This is a genomic window from Pseudomonas sp. KH_046_2, assembly GCF_057838985.1.
On sequence record NZ_JBYQOW010000002.1, the window covers coordinates 167,291 to 181,137 of the forward strand.

The window sequence follows — 13,847 nt, forward strand, 5'->3', positions numbered from 1 at the left end:
GGAGAAAGTATCAGCTCCTGTTCAGCATTCCCAGGCACGAAGCAAACCAAATCTCTTTTCCCCCGACTGGGCACAGACCCCGTCAGGGGAACTGTGTCGTCAAATAGGAGCAATACCATGACGACAATTATCAACGCGAAAATAGGTGAATCGAAAGGTCTACCGCGTGTCTGGATGGAAGGCCAAAAATTGCACCATGGCGGTGTCCAGATCGGGAAGAAATACTCAATCAAAGCTGATGTTGCTGCCAAGCGGCTGGAGCTGATCGAAGTGCCTTTTGATTTTTCTGGTAAGCACGTCACCGTTTCAAAGCGGGAACGCAACGGGGTAGTTCACCCGCTGATCGAAATACGTAGTGAGCAAATCCGTGAAGTGTTTGCAGAAGACGACAAGGTGCGGATTGCATTGCGCCGCGGCCGTATCGTCATTACGGCACTTCAGATCCAAACCAAGATCCGCGAACGACTCAAGCGCATCAAGGAAAAGCTTGATCGTGGCGAGAAGCTTGATGTTGTAAGCCTTTTTCACGGTGGCGGCGTGCTTGACCGTGCAATTCACTCAGGCATGCTGCGATCGGGCGTTGGCTCGTTCGTTCAAGTCGGTGTTGAGCTTGAAAGCGAGTACCTCGACGCCTCGCTTCGTAACAACCCTCAAATCTGGACAAATGACTCAATTGCCATATGCTCAGATATACGAGATGTGCACTTAAGTGATACAACGCCGCAAGCATCGATATTAATCGGGGGTATTCCATGTGCTGGGGCTAGTAAGAGCGGTCGCTCTAAGAACTCGCTTGAGTTTGCAGAAGATCATGATGAAGCAGGCGCTTTGTACATTGATTATCTTAATTGGCTTCGTGCAACTAACCCGGCAATAGCGATCATAGAAAATGTTGGCGAATATGCTAACACCGCTTCAATGTCTGCGATTCGCAGCGTATTCAAGCATTTGGGCTACGACGTACACGAAACAGTCTTGGATGGATGGGACTTCGGGTCGCTTGAGCGACGTAAACGCATGGTGGTAGTCGCAATTACCCAGGGACTAGGCGACACCTTTTCGTTTGACAACCTCAAAGTAAACAAGGTCCGGGAATCGTGCATCAACGATATTCTTGACCATGTAGCCCTTGAAGATGATAGTTGGAAATCGTACGACTACTTGGCAGAAAAGGAGGCGCGTGACAAGGCTGCTGGTAAAGGATTTGGTCGGCAACTTTTGACCGGCTCCGAAGACGGCTGCGGTGTACTTGGAAAAGGCTATAAAAAGGGTCGTTCAACAGAACCGTTCCTAATTCATCCAATAAATCCGGCTCTAAGTCGGCTTTTTACAAAAGCTGAACATGCAAGGATCAAAGGTATTCCTCAAGTTATGCTTGAGGGTGTATCAGAAACAACCGGGCATGAAATTGCAGGGCAATCCGTTTGCTACGACCAATTTGATTCTGTTGGTGAAGAAATCGGCAGTTTTTTGATGAGGTCTCGCAGTAACATTCTGAAATTCCAAAAACGCCGCACTGTTCCTGAGCCAGCATTTGTTGTAGAAACTCCTGAACCAGTTGTTGCCCAAACAGGGACTATGGCCCTTTTTCACTAATCCAACATGCCGTCATGACGGTAAAAGCAATACCCAACCCGGTGCGCACTGCGCATCGGGTTTTTTTATCGCCACATGATGACCTGTGGGGGATTCGCTTGCCGGTTACGACTGGGTTTGCTATACATGAATGAGATTTTCGGTTTCAGGTAACAAAGGAGTTACTTCTATGAAAACGACATTTTTTTCTGAATTCATGAGCGCTGCAAAAGTAGCTCCACGGCTCTATTTTGTACCGTTGATGGGGGCTGCCAAGGCAATCAAGGCTGAGTTCCGTCGGGTTGAAGATGAATCCGTTGGCCAGGCACCGCTGGCTCCCTCCGCGAAGCAATAAAATTTTGCAGCCACCTAAACCCGCCTTCTGGCGGGTTTTTTGTATCTGTTCATTCGGTGGCAGAATACAGTCCCGCGTCGAACATCTCCCTGAGCAAGTACAACTTTCAGGAGAATGAACATGGCATTGGCCCTCAATGACCCGGCAGTGCAATCCGCTTTGATTCAGGCTGGTGCAGCTGTATTCAGCACCGTGACGGCCGCGGTATGTGCGGCGTTAATCGGAAAGCGGTTTTCGGATCGCAAGAAACTCGAGACAAAACTTGAGTTGAGCCAGAAAGACATTGAATTTCTGCTGAAAGTTGAAGCGGAACATGTCGCTTTACACAAGGAGAACGGCTCGACACCGAACAAGATCAAGGTGCGTGAGCTGGTTCGAGAAAAGGGGTTCTCTTTTTCTGGGCAATTCACCCCTGGGCGAGTTCGTCACCCACGTCCGAAGTGATTCGGTTCGAAATGTAATGCAGCCAGGCTTCGGTCTGGCTTTTTTTTGTCTGAAATTACACGACCGCGTTAAGCATCTCCAATCGCTAGGACTACGCGCAAGTATGGCCTATGCATTCACTCAACGACCGATCAGGTCCTTTCAGGAGTAACTATGTCAAAAACCGTAAACCAACCTTGGTGGAGCCCCATCGCTCACTTTGCTGCACACTGCTTTGTCGGCTCTATCATTTTTATCATTATCGGCCTTCCGGCTGTCGGGCTCTCGTTTCTGGTTCATTACCTAGAATCGATTGGTGTGAGCTCTGTGACGATTGGAGTTCTTACTTTCCTTGAGGTCGCTCTAACCGTTACAGACGGACTGTTGTTTCTCATATACCTTGCCCTGGGCATTTATCGTGCTCTGAAGGAGTTGGCGAATGAATAATACGTTTGGATCCGAGTTCGTAAGTGCGGCAAAGCAAGCACCACGTTTATTTTTTGCACCACTTGTTGGAGCAATTAACGCTGTCAGGAATGAGTTCCAGCGCGTTCAGCGTGGTGCTCGCCGTAACATCGAGCAGATACAAACAAAATAAAAGCTCTACCTAAAGAGCAGCTTTAAGCAAACGCTTCATCTGACCCACCATCACTTTCAGTGCTGGTGGGTTTTTTTGTGCTCGGGAAATCTGTCGCAGCATGGGGGAGAGGGTGGGCGCCCCATGCCGCATGACGTCGAATACCGCCAAGCTACCGCTTGTATCGAAAAAAATTCTGTTAAATATACCTACGTGTTATGTATTATTAGAATACCTCCGGCGCTGTGCCGCGGTTTCATTCAGGAGAAATTCATGAGCATGACTGATCTTGTAGTCGGGGAGGGGTACGAGGTGTCCAACCCTCCGATCCTCGAAATGCAACCTGGTGAACCTCATCACCAGCTCGGCCGTTTTTTCACGGTGGTTGCCCTGGAGGATGGGGGCGTTCGAGTGTACGACGGCGCGTACGACAGTGGGGTATCCACCGTGCACCTCCCCGCTGAAATCGTTTCGCAGTTGAGCATTCAGAAGCTCACAAAGACAGGTGAAACGACGTTTGCGGATCTGATGACTGCCGTGGTGTCATCGGCAGCCGCCGCAAATGAGCAACGCACTCTGGTCGCTGGCCACAGCAGTGCTGATGATGCTGTCGACGCCTCGCATCGGTTTTTCGTTCAGTTTCTTTCGGGGCAAATCAAAGGGCTGGCGGCAAAGGGCGTGATCAACCCCAACCTGGCAGTTATTATGACGGTGCTCGCGACGGGGGTGGAGCTTGCTTAGAGCCGGGACTTCCCGCCTGCTGAATTCCCGCTTGATTGCGGGTCTGGCCACGTTGTCCGTCAGTGCATTGGCTGTCGGTGCGGGTTTTCTTTTGCCGCTACCAAAAGCTGCACCACAGTTCGCCGGCCAGGACGTCAAGGTGGTCGGCCGGTATTGCCTGATCAAGCCCGGTGAGCGGCGACCTCATTGCGACGGGGAGGAGGCTGCGCCGACCGATCCCATGTTGTCAGCGATCAAGCAGATGAATGACTCGGTGAGCATCGACAATATGGATCGAACGTCACCGTAACCGCGCAAGTAAGTTATGCGTACGTGATACGAATCAATAACCCACATGTTACTCAAGGACTGCGCTATGACCCTTACCATTGACATTGTTGCTCGCATTACCGTTGTTGTGCTCGCGATTATCTTTTCGATTGCTTTCAAGCGTCGCAAGGCCCTTTTCACTGTGAAAAACACAGCGCGTGAAGCACAGGCTGCTCTTCTCCAGGGCTTCGTAACCCGCGAGATCCGGGATACAACCCTTCAGCTGTGGCTGTGCGGCGGGCTCGGTTCCTTCGCATTGGCGTACTGCATTTACTCGATCATGGTCGCAGCCTGATAAACAGTTCGGCCTGCCAGGGGGGGGCTTGCCGGTCGGTTGGAGCCCTTCGATCCTAAAGTGATGAACGCCAGCGTCAGAATCCTGGGCGTACGTGTTGTGCATCAAAAACCTATGAGGAACATTCGATGAAGCTTTTGTATTGGGCAAATCGTACGTTGTGGCTAATCGGCCAGCCATCGGCCGCGTTGGCATTGGCTGCGTTTGTGTTCGTATGGTTCAAGATCGGTTACATCGGTCTGCTTGCTGTGGTGCCGAGCATTTTGTTGCTGTTGGTGGCGATCGTGTATTGCCAAGTGCTTAAGCGCTTCTATCGCCGCGGTGCCAAGGCGGTTGATCCTCGTCGTGCTGGTTCGGGCTTGAGTTGAGGAACCTACATGGCGACCCCGCAAGCGCTGCCTGGTTTTATGCGCAGAGACCGTGATGAAAGCGGGTTTTTTAACGGAATCCCTTTGCTTCATAGTGCCGTTCAGTCAGTCCCGGTCGGAGAAGGGCTTACGGCTCGCTTCTGCTTGTCTGAAGACGTCTTCAACAGTGGATCTGCCTGCGAAGGCCGGGCGCTTTCTGCATTGCTTTGCAGGCCTGGGGACGCTGTTCCTGTCGCTGTTTTGGATGCGACTGTTCTTTCGAGAGGCACCGGGCGAGGGATGGGGGTTTCTGAATCATGCGAGCTCCTGAGTGAGTCACTCAATAAGGTTGTCAACGACTTATCCAAGACGTGCGTTGAAGATTTGTTCGGTGTGGTTTCTAGCGGAGGAATACTTGTACTCAATCGGTTGGAGGTAAGAACCGATTATAATCATCTTGGCATAAGCCACAGGTTTTTTACCTCGATTACCGAACGCGTTAATAAACAGTTTAAACTTGCACTCTACGCACTTCACCCATTCCCCTTGCAATATGAATATTGCGAGCCCGATGCGGATAGTCCGGAATATGAAGCGTTCTGGGAATCGTTTCGCGCGGATGTAGAAAAGATATCTAATTTTTACTGCTACGAGTTTGACTGCAAGAGCGCTTCGGTAGACGAGGGGCTACTTATCAACGCATTCTCAGGATGGCAGCTCAATATTGATCGGTTTGGTTGGACAGTCGTACTTTCGGAGTGAATATGCTTACAGGTCCTACCCCGATAAAGGGGGTTAGATACAACGTGCAGGTCCTCTTAAATGGCTGGGTGTTGTCGGCCTTGATGTGGTGTATTGGGTCTGGGCTGCAATCTGTTCCAGGCGGTATTGTTGATGGCTGGATTAATCGAGTAGGCGTCTATATTGTTTACGCCGGGTGGGGGGGCGGGTTAGTTTCGCTCGTTATATTTCTGCTATTAATGGGGAAATACCTTCATGCAAGGCGTTCGGGTAAATTCCTGTGAGCCTTTTTCTTTCAGGGCTTGGTCTCACTGCCGTCGCCCCTGTTCTGTGTCGTAAAACCATTGCAGCTGGCGGTCCTCAGTGGGCGTATACCTTGGGATGCATCGCTGCTGTCCTGGGGCCCTATTTCCTGCTTTGCACCTTCGTCGAGATGCACATCGTCCTTTTACTGTGTGCAGCAGTCGGAGCCCCATTTTGGATGGCCGAGCGCATTCGGAAAGCCCGCAGCAAGAGCCGTCTTACCGTCGGTGTCATCGGATTTGCAGTAGAGCTTGTGCCGGTTGCCTTGCTGTTGCTTGTGATTAGATCGTTCATTGCAGAGGCCTACGTTGTGCCTTCTTCTTCGATGCGTCCAAATCTTGCCGTTGGTAATTTTGTGTTGGTCGACAAGATCACTTATGGGCTTCGAATTCCGTTATCTAACAAGTTGCTTCTGGACGTTACCTCGCCGCGACGTGCCGATGTACTTGTGTTCCGCTTTCCCTTGGACAGAAGCAAGCCCTACATTAAGCGAGTAATTGGGATTCCTGGTGACCTGATTGAATATAGGGCAGGGGACCTTTACGTGAATAATGTGAAAGTGTTGGAAGAAAGCACTGAGCACTATGAGTATATCGATGAGCGTTCAGGGCAGGCCAAACTAAGTGAGGCAATGACTGAAGAGTTGGCGGGATACCGATTCAAAATATTACATGACTCACAGGCCCAGGAACTTGGCAGAGGTTCTGATTTTCCCGATATACCGGGTTGTGACCGGAATGCTGAGGGCTTGAAGTGCTTAGTTCCTAACGACTCTTTTTTTGTACTTGGCGATAATCGTGGAAACAGCCTCGATAGTCGTTATTGGGGGTTTGTACCAAGAAACGACATCATTGGTCGCGCACTGTACTCGGTCTCGATGGGTAAATTGGGTTTTAAGTTGCAGCGGCTCTCAAACTGACAGACGTGCATCAAGGAAGGTGAATGATGGAAGACGTTCAATTATGTACCCATGAATCTCATTACCTGAAGCAAGGCTTACGCAAGAGCCTTGCATCCACCTATCAGGAGAATGAACATGAGCTTTCATAATTTGGCATTGCTGTACGCAAAAGTCGCATCCGCACCGGTAGATACCCGTGGCTGTTTGCTGGGTGGTGTTGGTGACTTTCCGGCTGGCTCCGTGCGAGATGAGGTCATGGTTATGATCGAGGAGATGAATCGCTCGGCCGTTATCACTGACCTGGTCGTTGGCCAAGGCACGCCGCTGACCGCGCATGTTGTCGTTGGTCTTGAAGACGGTGCAGCAGGTACTGAAGTGACCGTGAAGGGTGTGTGTTTCGACGCGATATCCGCGATGGCATTGGCTGAGACCACCGCCGGTGAAATGTGCAACGCGATAAATGCTGACCTTCAGCGGGACATGGGCGCAGATTTTCACCCGGTAGGGGAGCGTGCAGAATTCGGAAAAAATCGTACGCTAAGGTTTTCTGACCTGCCGTAGCTGTAGCGGCTTGCATCGAAAACCGCCATGCTCGCAATCAAGGGGGTTGGGGAGCAACGGAACAGAAAATGCGCTTAAGCCTGTTAATGCCAAATCACCTTGCATCCCCTTGTGTTCCCTTGCATTACGACCGCCATTGCGCGATACTTCGCGCAACAACTAACCCTCATGACCGGCGTGGCTTGACCATCTGGTTGGAGGGGGAAAAAGCCGGCGCTAGCCGGTTTTTTCGTTTCTGGAGTACGAGAAATGCAGGGAACGCCTGAGCTAGAGCCTCTGCGCACTCGAATCTACATCGACGGATACAACTTCTACTACGGCTGCTTGCGTGGCACTCCCCACAAGTGGCTGGATCTGCTGCCCCTCTTCGAAAAACACATCCTGCCATCCGCGCTAGTCAAGGATGGCGATGGCCGTATCCGGCAATCGACCCTTCTTACCTCCCCCTCGATCAAGTTCTTCACCGCGAAAATCATCGAATCCGTTGCCCGAGCTCCCGACTCTGTATCGTCTCAGGCGCGTTATCACACCGCGTTGCGCAAGCTGCATGACGGTCGAATCGAGCTGATCGAAGGCTACTACGCTGTCAACAAAATGAAGGTGAAGATCGTCGACGCCGAGCATCCCGACAGGGCGCCCCGCGAATGCCAGGAAATCCAAGCCTGGAAGGTCGAGGAGAAACAGAGTGACGTGAACCTGGCCCTGCAGGCCTACCACGACGCGATCACCGGGCAGATCGACCATGCTGTCATTGTCACTAACGACACGGACATTGCACCGGCGCTAGAAATGATCAGAGTCCATACCAATGTGCTGATCGGCGTGGTTGTGCCAACCACTGATCACACACGCCCGCCGAACACTGATCTCGTGAAGCTCGCGCATTGGAAGCGGGAGTATGTCAACGCAAGCGAACTCGCAGCTTGCCAGTTGCCCCGCGTCATCCAGAGTAGGAAGCCGACCATCAAACCGGAATCTTGGTACGGGCAACCTGAACTGCTGCAAGAGATCCTGGATTTAGCTATTCCGGTGCGTGGGAGCAAGGCGGCAGCATTCAAATGGATGGAGCAGCCCAATCCTTATCTGGATGGCAAGCGACCGATTGAGCTCGCTGAGTCTGTCGAGGGTGCGAATCGCATACTGGAGTACATTCGGAACTACATTGCGCAACATGCACAGGCACCGGATGAGCAGAACGGAAGCTGATTATGACCGCTGTGCGTGTTGGGGCTTCGCCGAAACGGCTCTCGTAAACGGGGGGCAATGGAACCCAAAACCCACGAAAGCCCGCTGCATCCGTCCAGGTTAAGTATGCCTCAACCGGGCGTCAGAGGGGTCATGCCGAGATAAGGGAAAATTAGGACATTCGTTCCGTAACATTATGATATAGCTAAAGTTTAAATTTTATAATGTGATGCCTGACCTCGCCTAAGTTTAGCCGTCTATGCTGAAGCATTTGCTTTTCCTTGAGGGACGAACCCTATGGCCTCTCTGGAGCGGACAGCCTATCCGAAGGTGCCGGCGCACCTGTCGACGAAAGAACTTCATCAGTACTATTCGCTCTCAGAATCTGAGCTTGAATGGCTCTCTAGAACGGCTAAAAGCCCTGCTCTTACCATTGGCTTAGCCGTTCTGCTGAAAACATTCCAACAACTTCATTACTTCCCCAGTCTTGAAGAGATTCCAACTGAAATTGTCAATCATGTCAGGTCTTGCCTCCGTTACGGGGTTCGCATAGCGCCTCGCTATGCGAACCCCCGAACCTTGTATCGCCATCAAACAGCTATCCGTCAATATCTACAGATCACCCCGTTTTATGGGAGCGATGCTCTGAAAATTGCCGAGAAAACTGCCCACGAAGCGGCGGAGGTCCTTGATCAGCGCGTTGATGTCATCAATGTCCTGATTGGTGAGCTGCTTGAGCGAGGCTACGAACTCCCGGCCTACTCGACGCTCAATGACGCGGCTGAAGACGCCCAAGTTGCTTTCCAGGAAAAGATTTTCAATCGAGTCGTCGATAGAGCTCCAATTGATGTGATCTACCGTCTCAGAGAGCTTCTTGACACCGATTTCGGTCGTCGCCAAAGCGACTTCAATGGCCTGAAGCAGATCCCCAAGAAACCCTCTCGCAAACACTTGGAGATACTGATCGACCACTTAGGCTGGTTGGAGGGGTTCGGTGATCTCAACGCCATCTTTGAGGGGATCGTTGATACCAAGATTTGGTTTTTTGCGAATCAAGCGGAGAAAGCGGATATTTCAGAGCTTAAGGATTGTTCGCTTCCAAAGCGCTACACATTGATGCTGGCTCTGATCTACCTCATGCGTGTACGAGCACGGGATCACCTTGCTGAGATGTTCATCAAGCGAATCGCGACGATTCACAAACGAGCCAAGGATGAGTTGGAGCAAATCCAGCTATGTCAGCGGAAAAAGCTAGAGTTGCTCGTGGCCACCTTGGATGGCGTGATTCAAATTCTCAGCCAAGAACCAAGTAACCAGGAAGCCGGTAGCTTGATTCGCGAGTATCTGTCTCCCGAAGGGAGTCTTGATCACCTTCGCGAGGCCTGCGCCGAAGTCCAGGCCACAGGCGGCAGTAACTATCTCCCGCTACTCTGGAAGCACTTCAAATCCCATCGATCACTGCTGTTCCGCTTGAGCCATCTGCTGCAACTGAAGCCAACAACCCAGGATCGCTCGCTTATCGAGGCTCTGCAGTTGGTCCAGAACAATGAGAACCTGCATAGGGAATGGATCGGCGAGCATGTGAACCTGTCGTTCGGCTCGGATCGCTGGATCAAAGTTGTCCGTCGCGCCGCCAGCGAAGGGCCGCCGACCAACCGGCGCTTCCTGGAAGTCTGAGTTTTTTCCCATCTGGCCAATGAGCTTCGCTCTGGCGATATCTGTGTGCTTGGTTCGGAGTCGTTTGCTGACTACCGCAAACAGTTATTGCCTTGGGATGAGTGTCTGGCTCGTCTACCGGAATACTGCGAAAAGGTCGGCCTGCCGAGTACGGCCACAGAGTTTGTCGCCAGCTTGAAGGAGCAACTTGAGAATACTGCTCAGCAGTTGGATGACCAATTTCCCAGTTGCCGCAGTGACGTGTCAATTAATGAGGCCGGTGATCCTGTGTTGCGCCGAGTGGTCGCCCGTGACATCCCGCCTTCAGCAATCTCGCTACAAACGGCTATCACACAGCGTATGCCTGCCAGGCATGTGCTTGACATTATGGCCAACATCGAACACTGGATTCAGTTCACCCGTCATTTCGGGCCGATGTCCGGCAGCGATCCCAAACTGAAAGATCCGGCCGAGCGCTACCTGATGACGATCTTCGCCATGGGCTGCAATTTAGGGCCGAACCAGGCCGCTCGCCATCTGGCGGGTAACGTGACCCCACACATGCTGTCTTACACCAATCGTCGGCACCTGCCACTCGACAAGCTGGATAAGGCTAACCGGGAGTTGGTCGAGCTTTATCTCCAGCTCGATCTGCCCAAGCTCTGGGGCGACGGCAAGGCGGTCGCGGCCGACGGGACACAATTTGACTTCTACGATGAAAACTTACTCGCCGGCTACCATTTTCGTTATCGCAAGATGGGCGCGGTCGCCTACCGACATGTGGCAAATAACTACATCGCGGTCTTTCAGCACTTCATCCCTCCGGGTATCTGGGAGGCTATCTATGTCATCGAGGGCCTGCTGAAAGCGGATCATAGCGTTGAAGTCGATACGGTTTATTCAGACACTCAAGGCCAGTCCGCAACAGTGTTTGCATTCACCCATTTGTTGGGTATCAATCTAATGCCTCGCATCCGCAACTGGCGCAACCTGGTCATGTATCGGCCCGATCGCTCGGCCAAGTACAAGCACATCAACAGCTTCTTCACTGATACCGTCAGCTGGAGCCAGATAGAGACCCATTGGCAGGATCTGATGCAGGTGGCGCTGTCGATTCAGGCCGGCAAAATATCCTCGCCAATGCTGCTGCGTAAACTCGGCTCTTACAGTCGGCGCAACAAGCTCTACCATGCAGCGCAGGAGCTGGGATGTGTGATCCGGACCATTTTCCTGCTCAAATGGATCGGCAACCGAGAATTGCGCCAAGAAGTAACCGCCAATACCAACAAGATCGAGTCCTACAACGGTTTCTCGAAGTGGCTGTCCTTCGGCGGCGATGTCATCGCCGAGAACGATCCAGATGAGCAACAGAAGCGCTTGCGTTACAGCGATATGATCGCTTCCTCGGTGATCTTGCAGAACACCGTCGACATGATGCGGATCCTGCAGAAGCTCGCCCGTGATGGCTGGCATTTTACCGACGAAGACGTATCGTTTCTCAGTCCCTACCTGACCAGCAACGTCAAACGCTTTGGGGAATTCAATCTCAGCCTCAAGCGTCCACCAGAACCCTGGATCAAGGATTCCATTTTCCAGCACGCTGCGGGTTCAATGCGTGCGCAACAGATGCCCAATAGCAAAGTTGAGGCGAACTGATGCACATTCCACCCGCTTCGTTTCGAGTGACACCCTACGGGGAAGTCGATGCCAAGGCACTTGATTCCCTACGCGCGAGCTACGAGACTTCTCAATTGATTAACGTGGTGGACCGGCTGGATGCCTGCCTCGCTGAAATCGGAGGGATCGGTAGCATTAGAGATGATCTCTTACGCCTGCACGCCATGGCACTGACGGTGCTGGATGGTGCTCCTCTAACTATCCCCACAGCCGATGTGGACAGTATTTGGGAGGAAGCCGAGCGGCTACAGGATGAACTCGTAGCTTTAAGTTCCTGCTTGAACGCTACTTACGAGCAACTGAGCGCTTTAGTGGAGCTAACTCCTGACTATCAGAGCTAAGTCTGCGTGATGAACTGGCCGCATCTGCTCTCGAAAGGCCCGAAGGAGGGAGGTGCAGCTTTGGCTGTGTTCTGTCCGGACAAGCGCTTCAATCTGGTGGTGCGCCTGCCTGACTCGGCGCGTGATCCGATACGCCAAAAGGCAAGGTGCCGTTGTCGCAAGTCGCCAGCATCGAGGAGTCCGATGGTCCCAATCAAATCGGCCGCGAGAACAGCCGCCGGCGCATCGTGATGGCCGCCAACAGCGACGGCTCGGACATGGCCGCCATCATTGCGCAGATTTGCGCGGTACTGGCCGATCAGAAAATGCCCGAAGGCTACTTTGTCAGCTTGGAAGGGCAGTTTCAGGCCCAAGAAGCCGCCAGTCAGTTGATCGCCGGGTTGTCGCTGATCTCTCTTTCGCTAATTTTTATGGTGCTCTACAGCCGCTATAAATCGGCGATATTGGCCGCCATGATTATGGGCAATATTCCGATGGTGCTGATCGGTAGCGTGATCGCCATGTGGCTGGCGGGAATATCGTTGTCGGTGGCGTCGTTGGTCGGCTTTATCACCCTGCATAAAGCGTTGATAGCACTCCAGGCCACAGAAGTGCACGACGTACTCGGAACCTTCCGGCGTAAGCGCGGCGTCAAGGGGAATGTCCTTGCACCATTCGCAGCAGCTGATGGTAGGGGTGTTGTTTGCGTTCATGATGGGGTTCCTCCATCGTCCAAGAACTAGTAACGCTTCCGCACCCGTGATTGAACCTGTGCACAGATCGACCTGCGGCTGGTAGTGCAGTAGAAATTCCCGACGCTCCCGAGCCTGCCACAATTCTGCAGCGGAGACCGCGCAGTGTCTGAGCTGGTCACTGCCGCTCCCGAAAGGCCGGCAGTGCCGCTCTCAGGAAGAGGATGAAGAGAACCGCCAGCACGAGCGCAGCGAGGCCCCAATGTTCGCTGACGAAGGCCCCGGCCGCAGTCCCCGAAAGCAGCAATGCCAGCACCGGCAAATGGCAGGGGCAAGTGAGCGCGGCGAGCACACCCCACGTGTAGGCGCGCCAGCGGGGTATCTTGATTGATTCGGATTGGTTGGTGTTACGCATGGGCGTGACCTTCGACGGCGCAATGGGTCAGCCCGGCCAACTCCGTTTTCACTGCGGCTAAAGCCGCCTGCCGTGTCGCGATTTGCCGAAGCAAGCGCTCGATACACCCGATCACATCGGTACTATCGTGCGCATCGAGCGCTCGACAGAGCCGCGCCAATTCGTCGAGCCCGATACCGGACTCGAAGGCGGCACGCACGAAGCACAGCCGCGCCAGGGACCGCTCATCGAAAATGCCGTAACCGCTTTCCGTGCGCCGCGCGGGGTGCAGCAAGCCGCGCAGCACATAATCTCGGACGATATGGACACTAACGCCCGCGTCCTCGGCCAATCTGGATATGGAGTAGGCATTCATCGCCGACACACCCGATCTTCACCGCAAACTGGGGCGCTCAGATATTTCCTTCCGGCTAGGCGCTCAGGTAGCCAGATGAGCAACGGTGCAGCACCCAGAGCCAGTAGCAGCCAAAGCCTGGAGAGATGCTCGCCGTTTTGGTCAAACACATAAGCCAGTAGCGCACCAACCGCGAGCAACAGGAAGTAAGGCCCCGTGATGTAGCAGTGAAGGCGGTGACAACGCGTGGCGTTGACCAGGCAGGCGCCGCCCATCACGGCCAGCGTGGCGCCCACTGCCAGGAACAACGCGGGGCGTCGATCTGACAGAACAATCGCTATCGTCGCCACGACGGCAGGCAGCCCCCAGAAGCTGACCACCTGCCATGTCTTGCGTAGGCTGTCGCACCTACCGAGTTCGCCTGCCGTGTTGCTCATGTT

The 13,847-nt window shown here is 53.1% G+C and carries 17 protein-coding genes and 3 pseudogenes; 16 read left to right on the forward strand and 4 right to left on the reverse strand.

The window, feature by feature from the left end:
- The first annotated feature begins 117 nt into the window (after positions 1-117).
- The 16 genes and pseudogenes from AC3IX1_RS29635 to AC3IX1_RS29710 form a co-directional block, all read left to right on the forward strand.
- Positions 118-1,596 carry a DNA cytosine methyltransferase gene (locus AC3IX1_RS29635; protein WP_102599610.1) on the forward strand — a complete coding sequence of 493 codons (1,479 nt, stop codon included), beginning with the start codon at positions 118-120 and terminating at the stop codon, positions 1,594-1,596.
- Positions 1,597-1,765: 169 nt separating this feature from the next.
- Positions 1,766-1,930: a hypothetical protein gene (locus AC3IX1_RS29640; protein WP_173678027.1), complete on the forward strand. Its 165-nt coding sequence runs from the start codon at positions 1,766-1,768 to the stop codon at positions 1,928-1,930.
- Between the two features lie 120 nt (positions 1,931-2,050).
- Positions 2,051-2,374: a hypothetical protein gene (locus tag AC3IX1_RS29645; RefSeq protein WP_102599611.1), complete on the forward strand. Its 324-nt coding sequence runs from the start codon at positions 2,051-2,053 to the stop codon at positions 2,372-2,374.
- A gap of 153 nt (positions 2,375-2,527) precedes the next feature.
- Positions 2,528-2,800, forward strand: coding sequence for a hypothetical protein (locus tag AC3IX1_RS29650; protein WP_102599612.1), 273 nt, complete (start codon positions 2,528-2,530; stop codon positions 2,798-2,800).
- Positions 2,793-2,951, forward strand: coding sequence for a hypothetical protein (locus AC3IX1_RS29655; protein WP_173678028.1), 159 nt, complete (start codon positions 2,793-2,795; stop codon positions 2,949-2,951). Before AC3IX1_RS29650 ends, AC3IX1_RS29655 begins: the two co-directional genes overlap by 8 nt.
- Positions 2,952-3,203: 252 nt before the next feature.
- Entirely contained in the window at positions 3,204-3,671 is a 468-nt protein-coding gene (locus AC3IX1_RS29660; protein ID WP_102599613.1) for a hypothetical protein, read from the forward strand.
- Between the two features lie 31 nt (positions 3,672-3,702).
- Entirely contained in the window at positions 3,703-3,960 is a 258-nt protein-coding gene (locus tag AC3IX1_RS29665) for a hypothetical protein (RefSeq protein WP_102599614.1), read from the forward strand.
- Between the two features lie 66 nt (positions 3,961-4,026).
- Complete coding sequence (locus AC3IX1_RS29670) at positions 4,027-4,275, forward strand: hypothetical protein (protein ID WP_102599615.1); 249 nt, start codon at positions 4,027-4,029, stop codon at positions 4,273-4,275.
- 128 nt (positions 4,276-4,403) lie between these two features.
- The gene (locus AC3IX1_RS29675; protein ID WP_102599616.1) at positions 4,404-4,643 is read left to right on the forward strand and encodes a hypothetical protein; all 240 of its coding nucleotides are present in this window, start codon (positions 4,404-4,406) and stop codon (positions 4,641-4,643) included.
- Between the two features lie 9 nt (positions 4,644-4,652).
- Positions 4,653-5,384, forward strand: a complete 732-nt coding sequence (locus AC3IX1_RS29680) for a hypothetical protein (protein WP_102599617.1) — start codon at positions 4,653-4,655, stop codon at positions 5,382-5,384.
- 259 nt (positions 5,385-5,643) lie between these two features.
- On the forward strand, positions 5,644-6,585 hold the full coding sequence (gene lepB, locus AC3IX1_RS29685; protein ID WP_102599619.1) for a signal peptidase I: 942 nt from the start codon (positions 5,644-5,646) through the stop codon (positions 6,583-6,585).
- 117 nt (positions 6,586-6,702) lie between these two features.
- On the forward strand, positions 6,703-7,128 hold the full coding sequence (locus tag AC3IX1_RS29690; protein ID WP_102599620.1) for a hypothetical protein: 426 nt from the start codon (positions 6,703-6,705) through the stop codon (positions 7,126-7,128).
- 249 nt (positions 7,129-7,377) lie between these two features.
- Positions 7,378-8,334, forward strand: a complete 957-nt coding sequence (gene nicB, locus AC3IX1_RS29695; RefSeq protein ID WP_102599621.1) for a 6-hydroxy-3-succinoylpyridine 3-monooxygenase — start codon at positions 7,378-7,380, stop codon at positions 8,332-8,334.
- A 276-nt stretch (positions 8,335-8,610) separates the two neighbouring features.
- Positions 8,611-11,625 (forward strand): annotated as a pseudogene (locus AC3IX1_RS29700) (Tn3 family transposase).
- Positions 11,625-11,987: a Tn3 family transposase post-transcriptional regulator TnpC gene (tnpC, locus tag AC3IX1_RS29705; protein WP_102599622.1), complete on the forward strand. Its 363-nt coding sequence runs from the start codon at positions 11,625-11,627 to the stop codon at positions 11,985-11,987. Before AC3IX1_RS29700 ends, tnpC begins: the two are co-directional and overlap by 1 nt.
- An 81-nt stretch (positions 11,988-12,068) precedes the next feature.
- Positions 12,069-12,544 (forward strand): annotated as a pseudogene (locus AC3IX1_RS29710) (efflux RND transporter permease subunit); the annotation flags it as partial.
- Positions 12,545-12,547: 3 nt separating this feature from the next.
- On the opposite strand, the pseudogene AC3IX1_RS29715 reads toward AC3IX1_RS29710, so the two are convergent.
- From AC3IX1_RS29715 to AC3IX1_RS29730, 4 genes and pseudogenes are all read right to left on the reverse strand, one after another.
- A pseudogene (locus tag AC3IX1_RS29715) lies at positions 12,548-12,694 on the reverse strand (DUF3330 domain-containing protein); the annotation flags it as partial.
- A 142-nt stretch (positions 12,695-12,836) separates the two neighbouring features.
- Positions 12,837-13,073 carry a broad-spectrum mercury transporter MerE gene (merE, locus tag AC3IX1_RS29720; protein ID WP_010466053.1) on the reverse strand — a complete coding sequence of 79 codons (237 nt, stop codon included), beginning with the start codon at positions 13,071-13,073 and terminating at the stop codon, positions 12,837-12,839.
- Positions 13,066-13,428 carry a mercuric resistance transcriptional repressor MerD gene (gene merD / locus AC3IX1_RS29725; protein ID WP_010466052.1) on the reverse strand — a complete coding sequence of 121 codons (363 nt, stop codon included), beginning with the start codon at positions 13,426-13,428 and terminating at the stop codon, positions 13,066-13,068. The genes merE and merD overlap by 8 nt, the downstream gene beginning before the upstream one ends.
- The gene (locus AC3IX1_RS29730) at positions 13,425-13,844 is read right to left on the reverse strand and encodes a hypothetical protein (protein ID WP_489388807.1); all 420 of its coding nucleotides are present in this window, start codon (positions 13,842-13,844) and stop codon (positions 13,425-13,427) included. The genes merD and AC3IX1_RS29730 overlap by 4 nt, the downstream gene beginning before the upstream one ends.
- Positions 13,845-13,847 lie beyond the last annotated feature (3 nt).

What these genes read in the sequence shown, in the direction of transcription:
- AC3IX1_RS29635 (WP_102599610.1), top strand. Translation starts at nt 118, where the DNA reads ATGACGACAATTATCAACGCGAAAATAGGTGAATCGAAAGGTCTACCG.
- AC3IX1_RS29640 (WP_173678027.1), top strand. Translation starts at nt 1,766, where the DNA reads ATGAAAACGACATTTTTTTCTGAATTCATGAGCGCTGCAAAAGTAGCT.
- AC3IX1_RS29645 (WP_102599611.1), top strand. Translation starts at nt 2,051, where the DNA reads ATGGCATTGGCCCTCAATGACCCGGCAGTGCAATCCGCTTTGATTCAG.
- AC3IX1_RS29650 (WP_102599612.1), top strand. Translation starts at nt 2,528, where the DNA reads ATGTCAAAAACCGTAAACCAACCTTGGTGGAGCCCCATCGCTCACTTT.
- AC3IX1_RS29655 (WP_173678028.1), top strand. Translation starts at nt 2,793, where the DNA reads ATGAATAATACGTTTGGATCCGAGTTCGTAAGTGCGGCAAAGCAAGCA.
- AC3IX1_RS29660 (WP_102599613.1), top strand. Translation starts at nt 3,204, where the DNA reads ATGAGCATGACTGATCTTGTAGTCGGGGAGGGGTACGAGGTGTCCAAC.
- AC3IX1_RS29670 (WP_102599615.1), top strand. Translation starts at nt 4,027, where the DNA reads ATGACCCTTACCATTGACATTGTTGCTCGCATTACCGTTGTTGTGCTC.
- AC3IX1_RS29675 (WP_102599616.1), top strand. Translation starts at nt 4,404, where the DNA reads ATGAAGCTTTTGTATTGGGCAAATCGTACGTTGTGGCTAATCGGCCAG.
- AC3IX1_RS29680 (WP_102599617.1), top strand. Translation starts at nt 4,653, where the DNA reads ATGGCGACCCCGCAAGCGCTGCCTGGTTTTATGCGCAGAGACCGTGAT.
- AC3IX1_RS29690 (WP_102599620.1), top strand. Translation starts at nt 6,703, where the DNA reads ATGAGCTTTCATAATTTGGCATTGCTGTACGCAAAAGTCGCATCCGCA.
- nicB (WP_102599621.1), top strand. Translation starts at nt 7,378, where the DNA reads ATGCAGGGAACGCCTGAGCTAGAGCCTCTGCGCACTCGAATCTACATC.
- tnpC (WP_102599622.1), top strand. Translation starts at nt 11,625, where the DNA reads ATGCACATTCCACCCGCTTCGTTTCGAGTGACACCCTACGGGGAAGTC.
- merE (WP_010466053.1), bottom strand. Translation starts at nt 13,073, where the DNA reads ATGCGTAACACCAACCAATCCGAATCAATCAAGATACCCCGCTGGCGC.
- merD (WP_010466052.1), bottom strand. Translation starts at nt 13,428, where the DNA reads ATGAATGCCTACTCCATATCCAGATTGGCCGAGGACGCGGGCGTTAGT.
- AC3IX1_RS29730 (WP_489388807.1), bottom strand. Translation starts at nt 13,844, where the DNA reads ATGAGCAACACGGCAGGCGAACTCGGTAGGTGCGACAGCCTACGCAAG.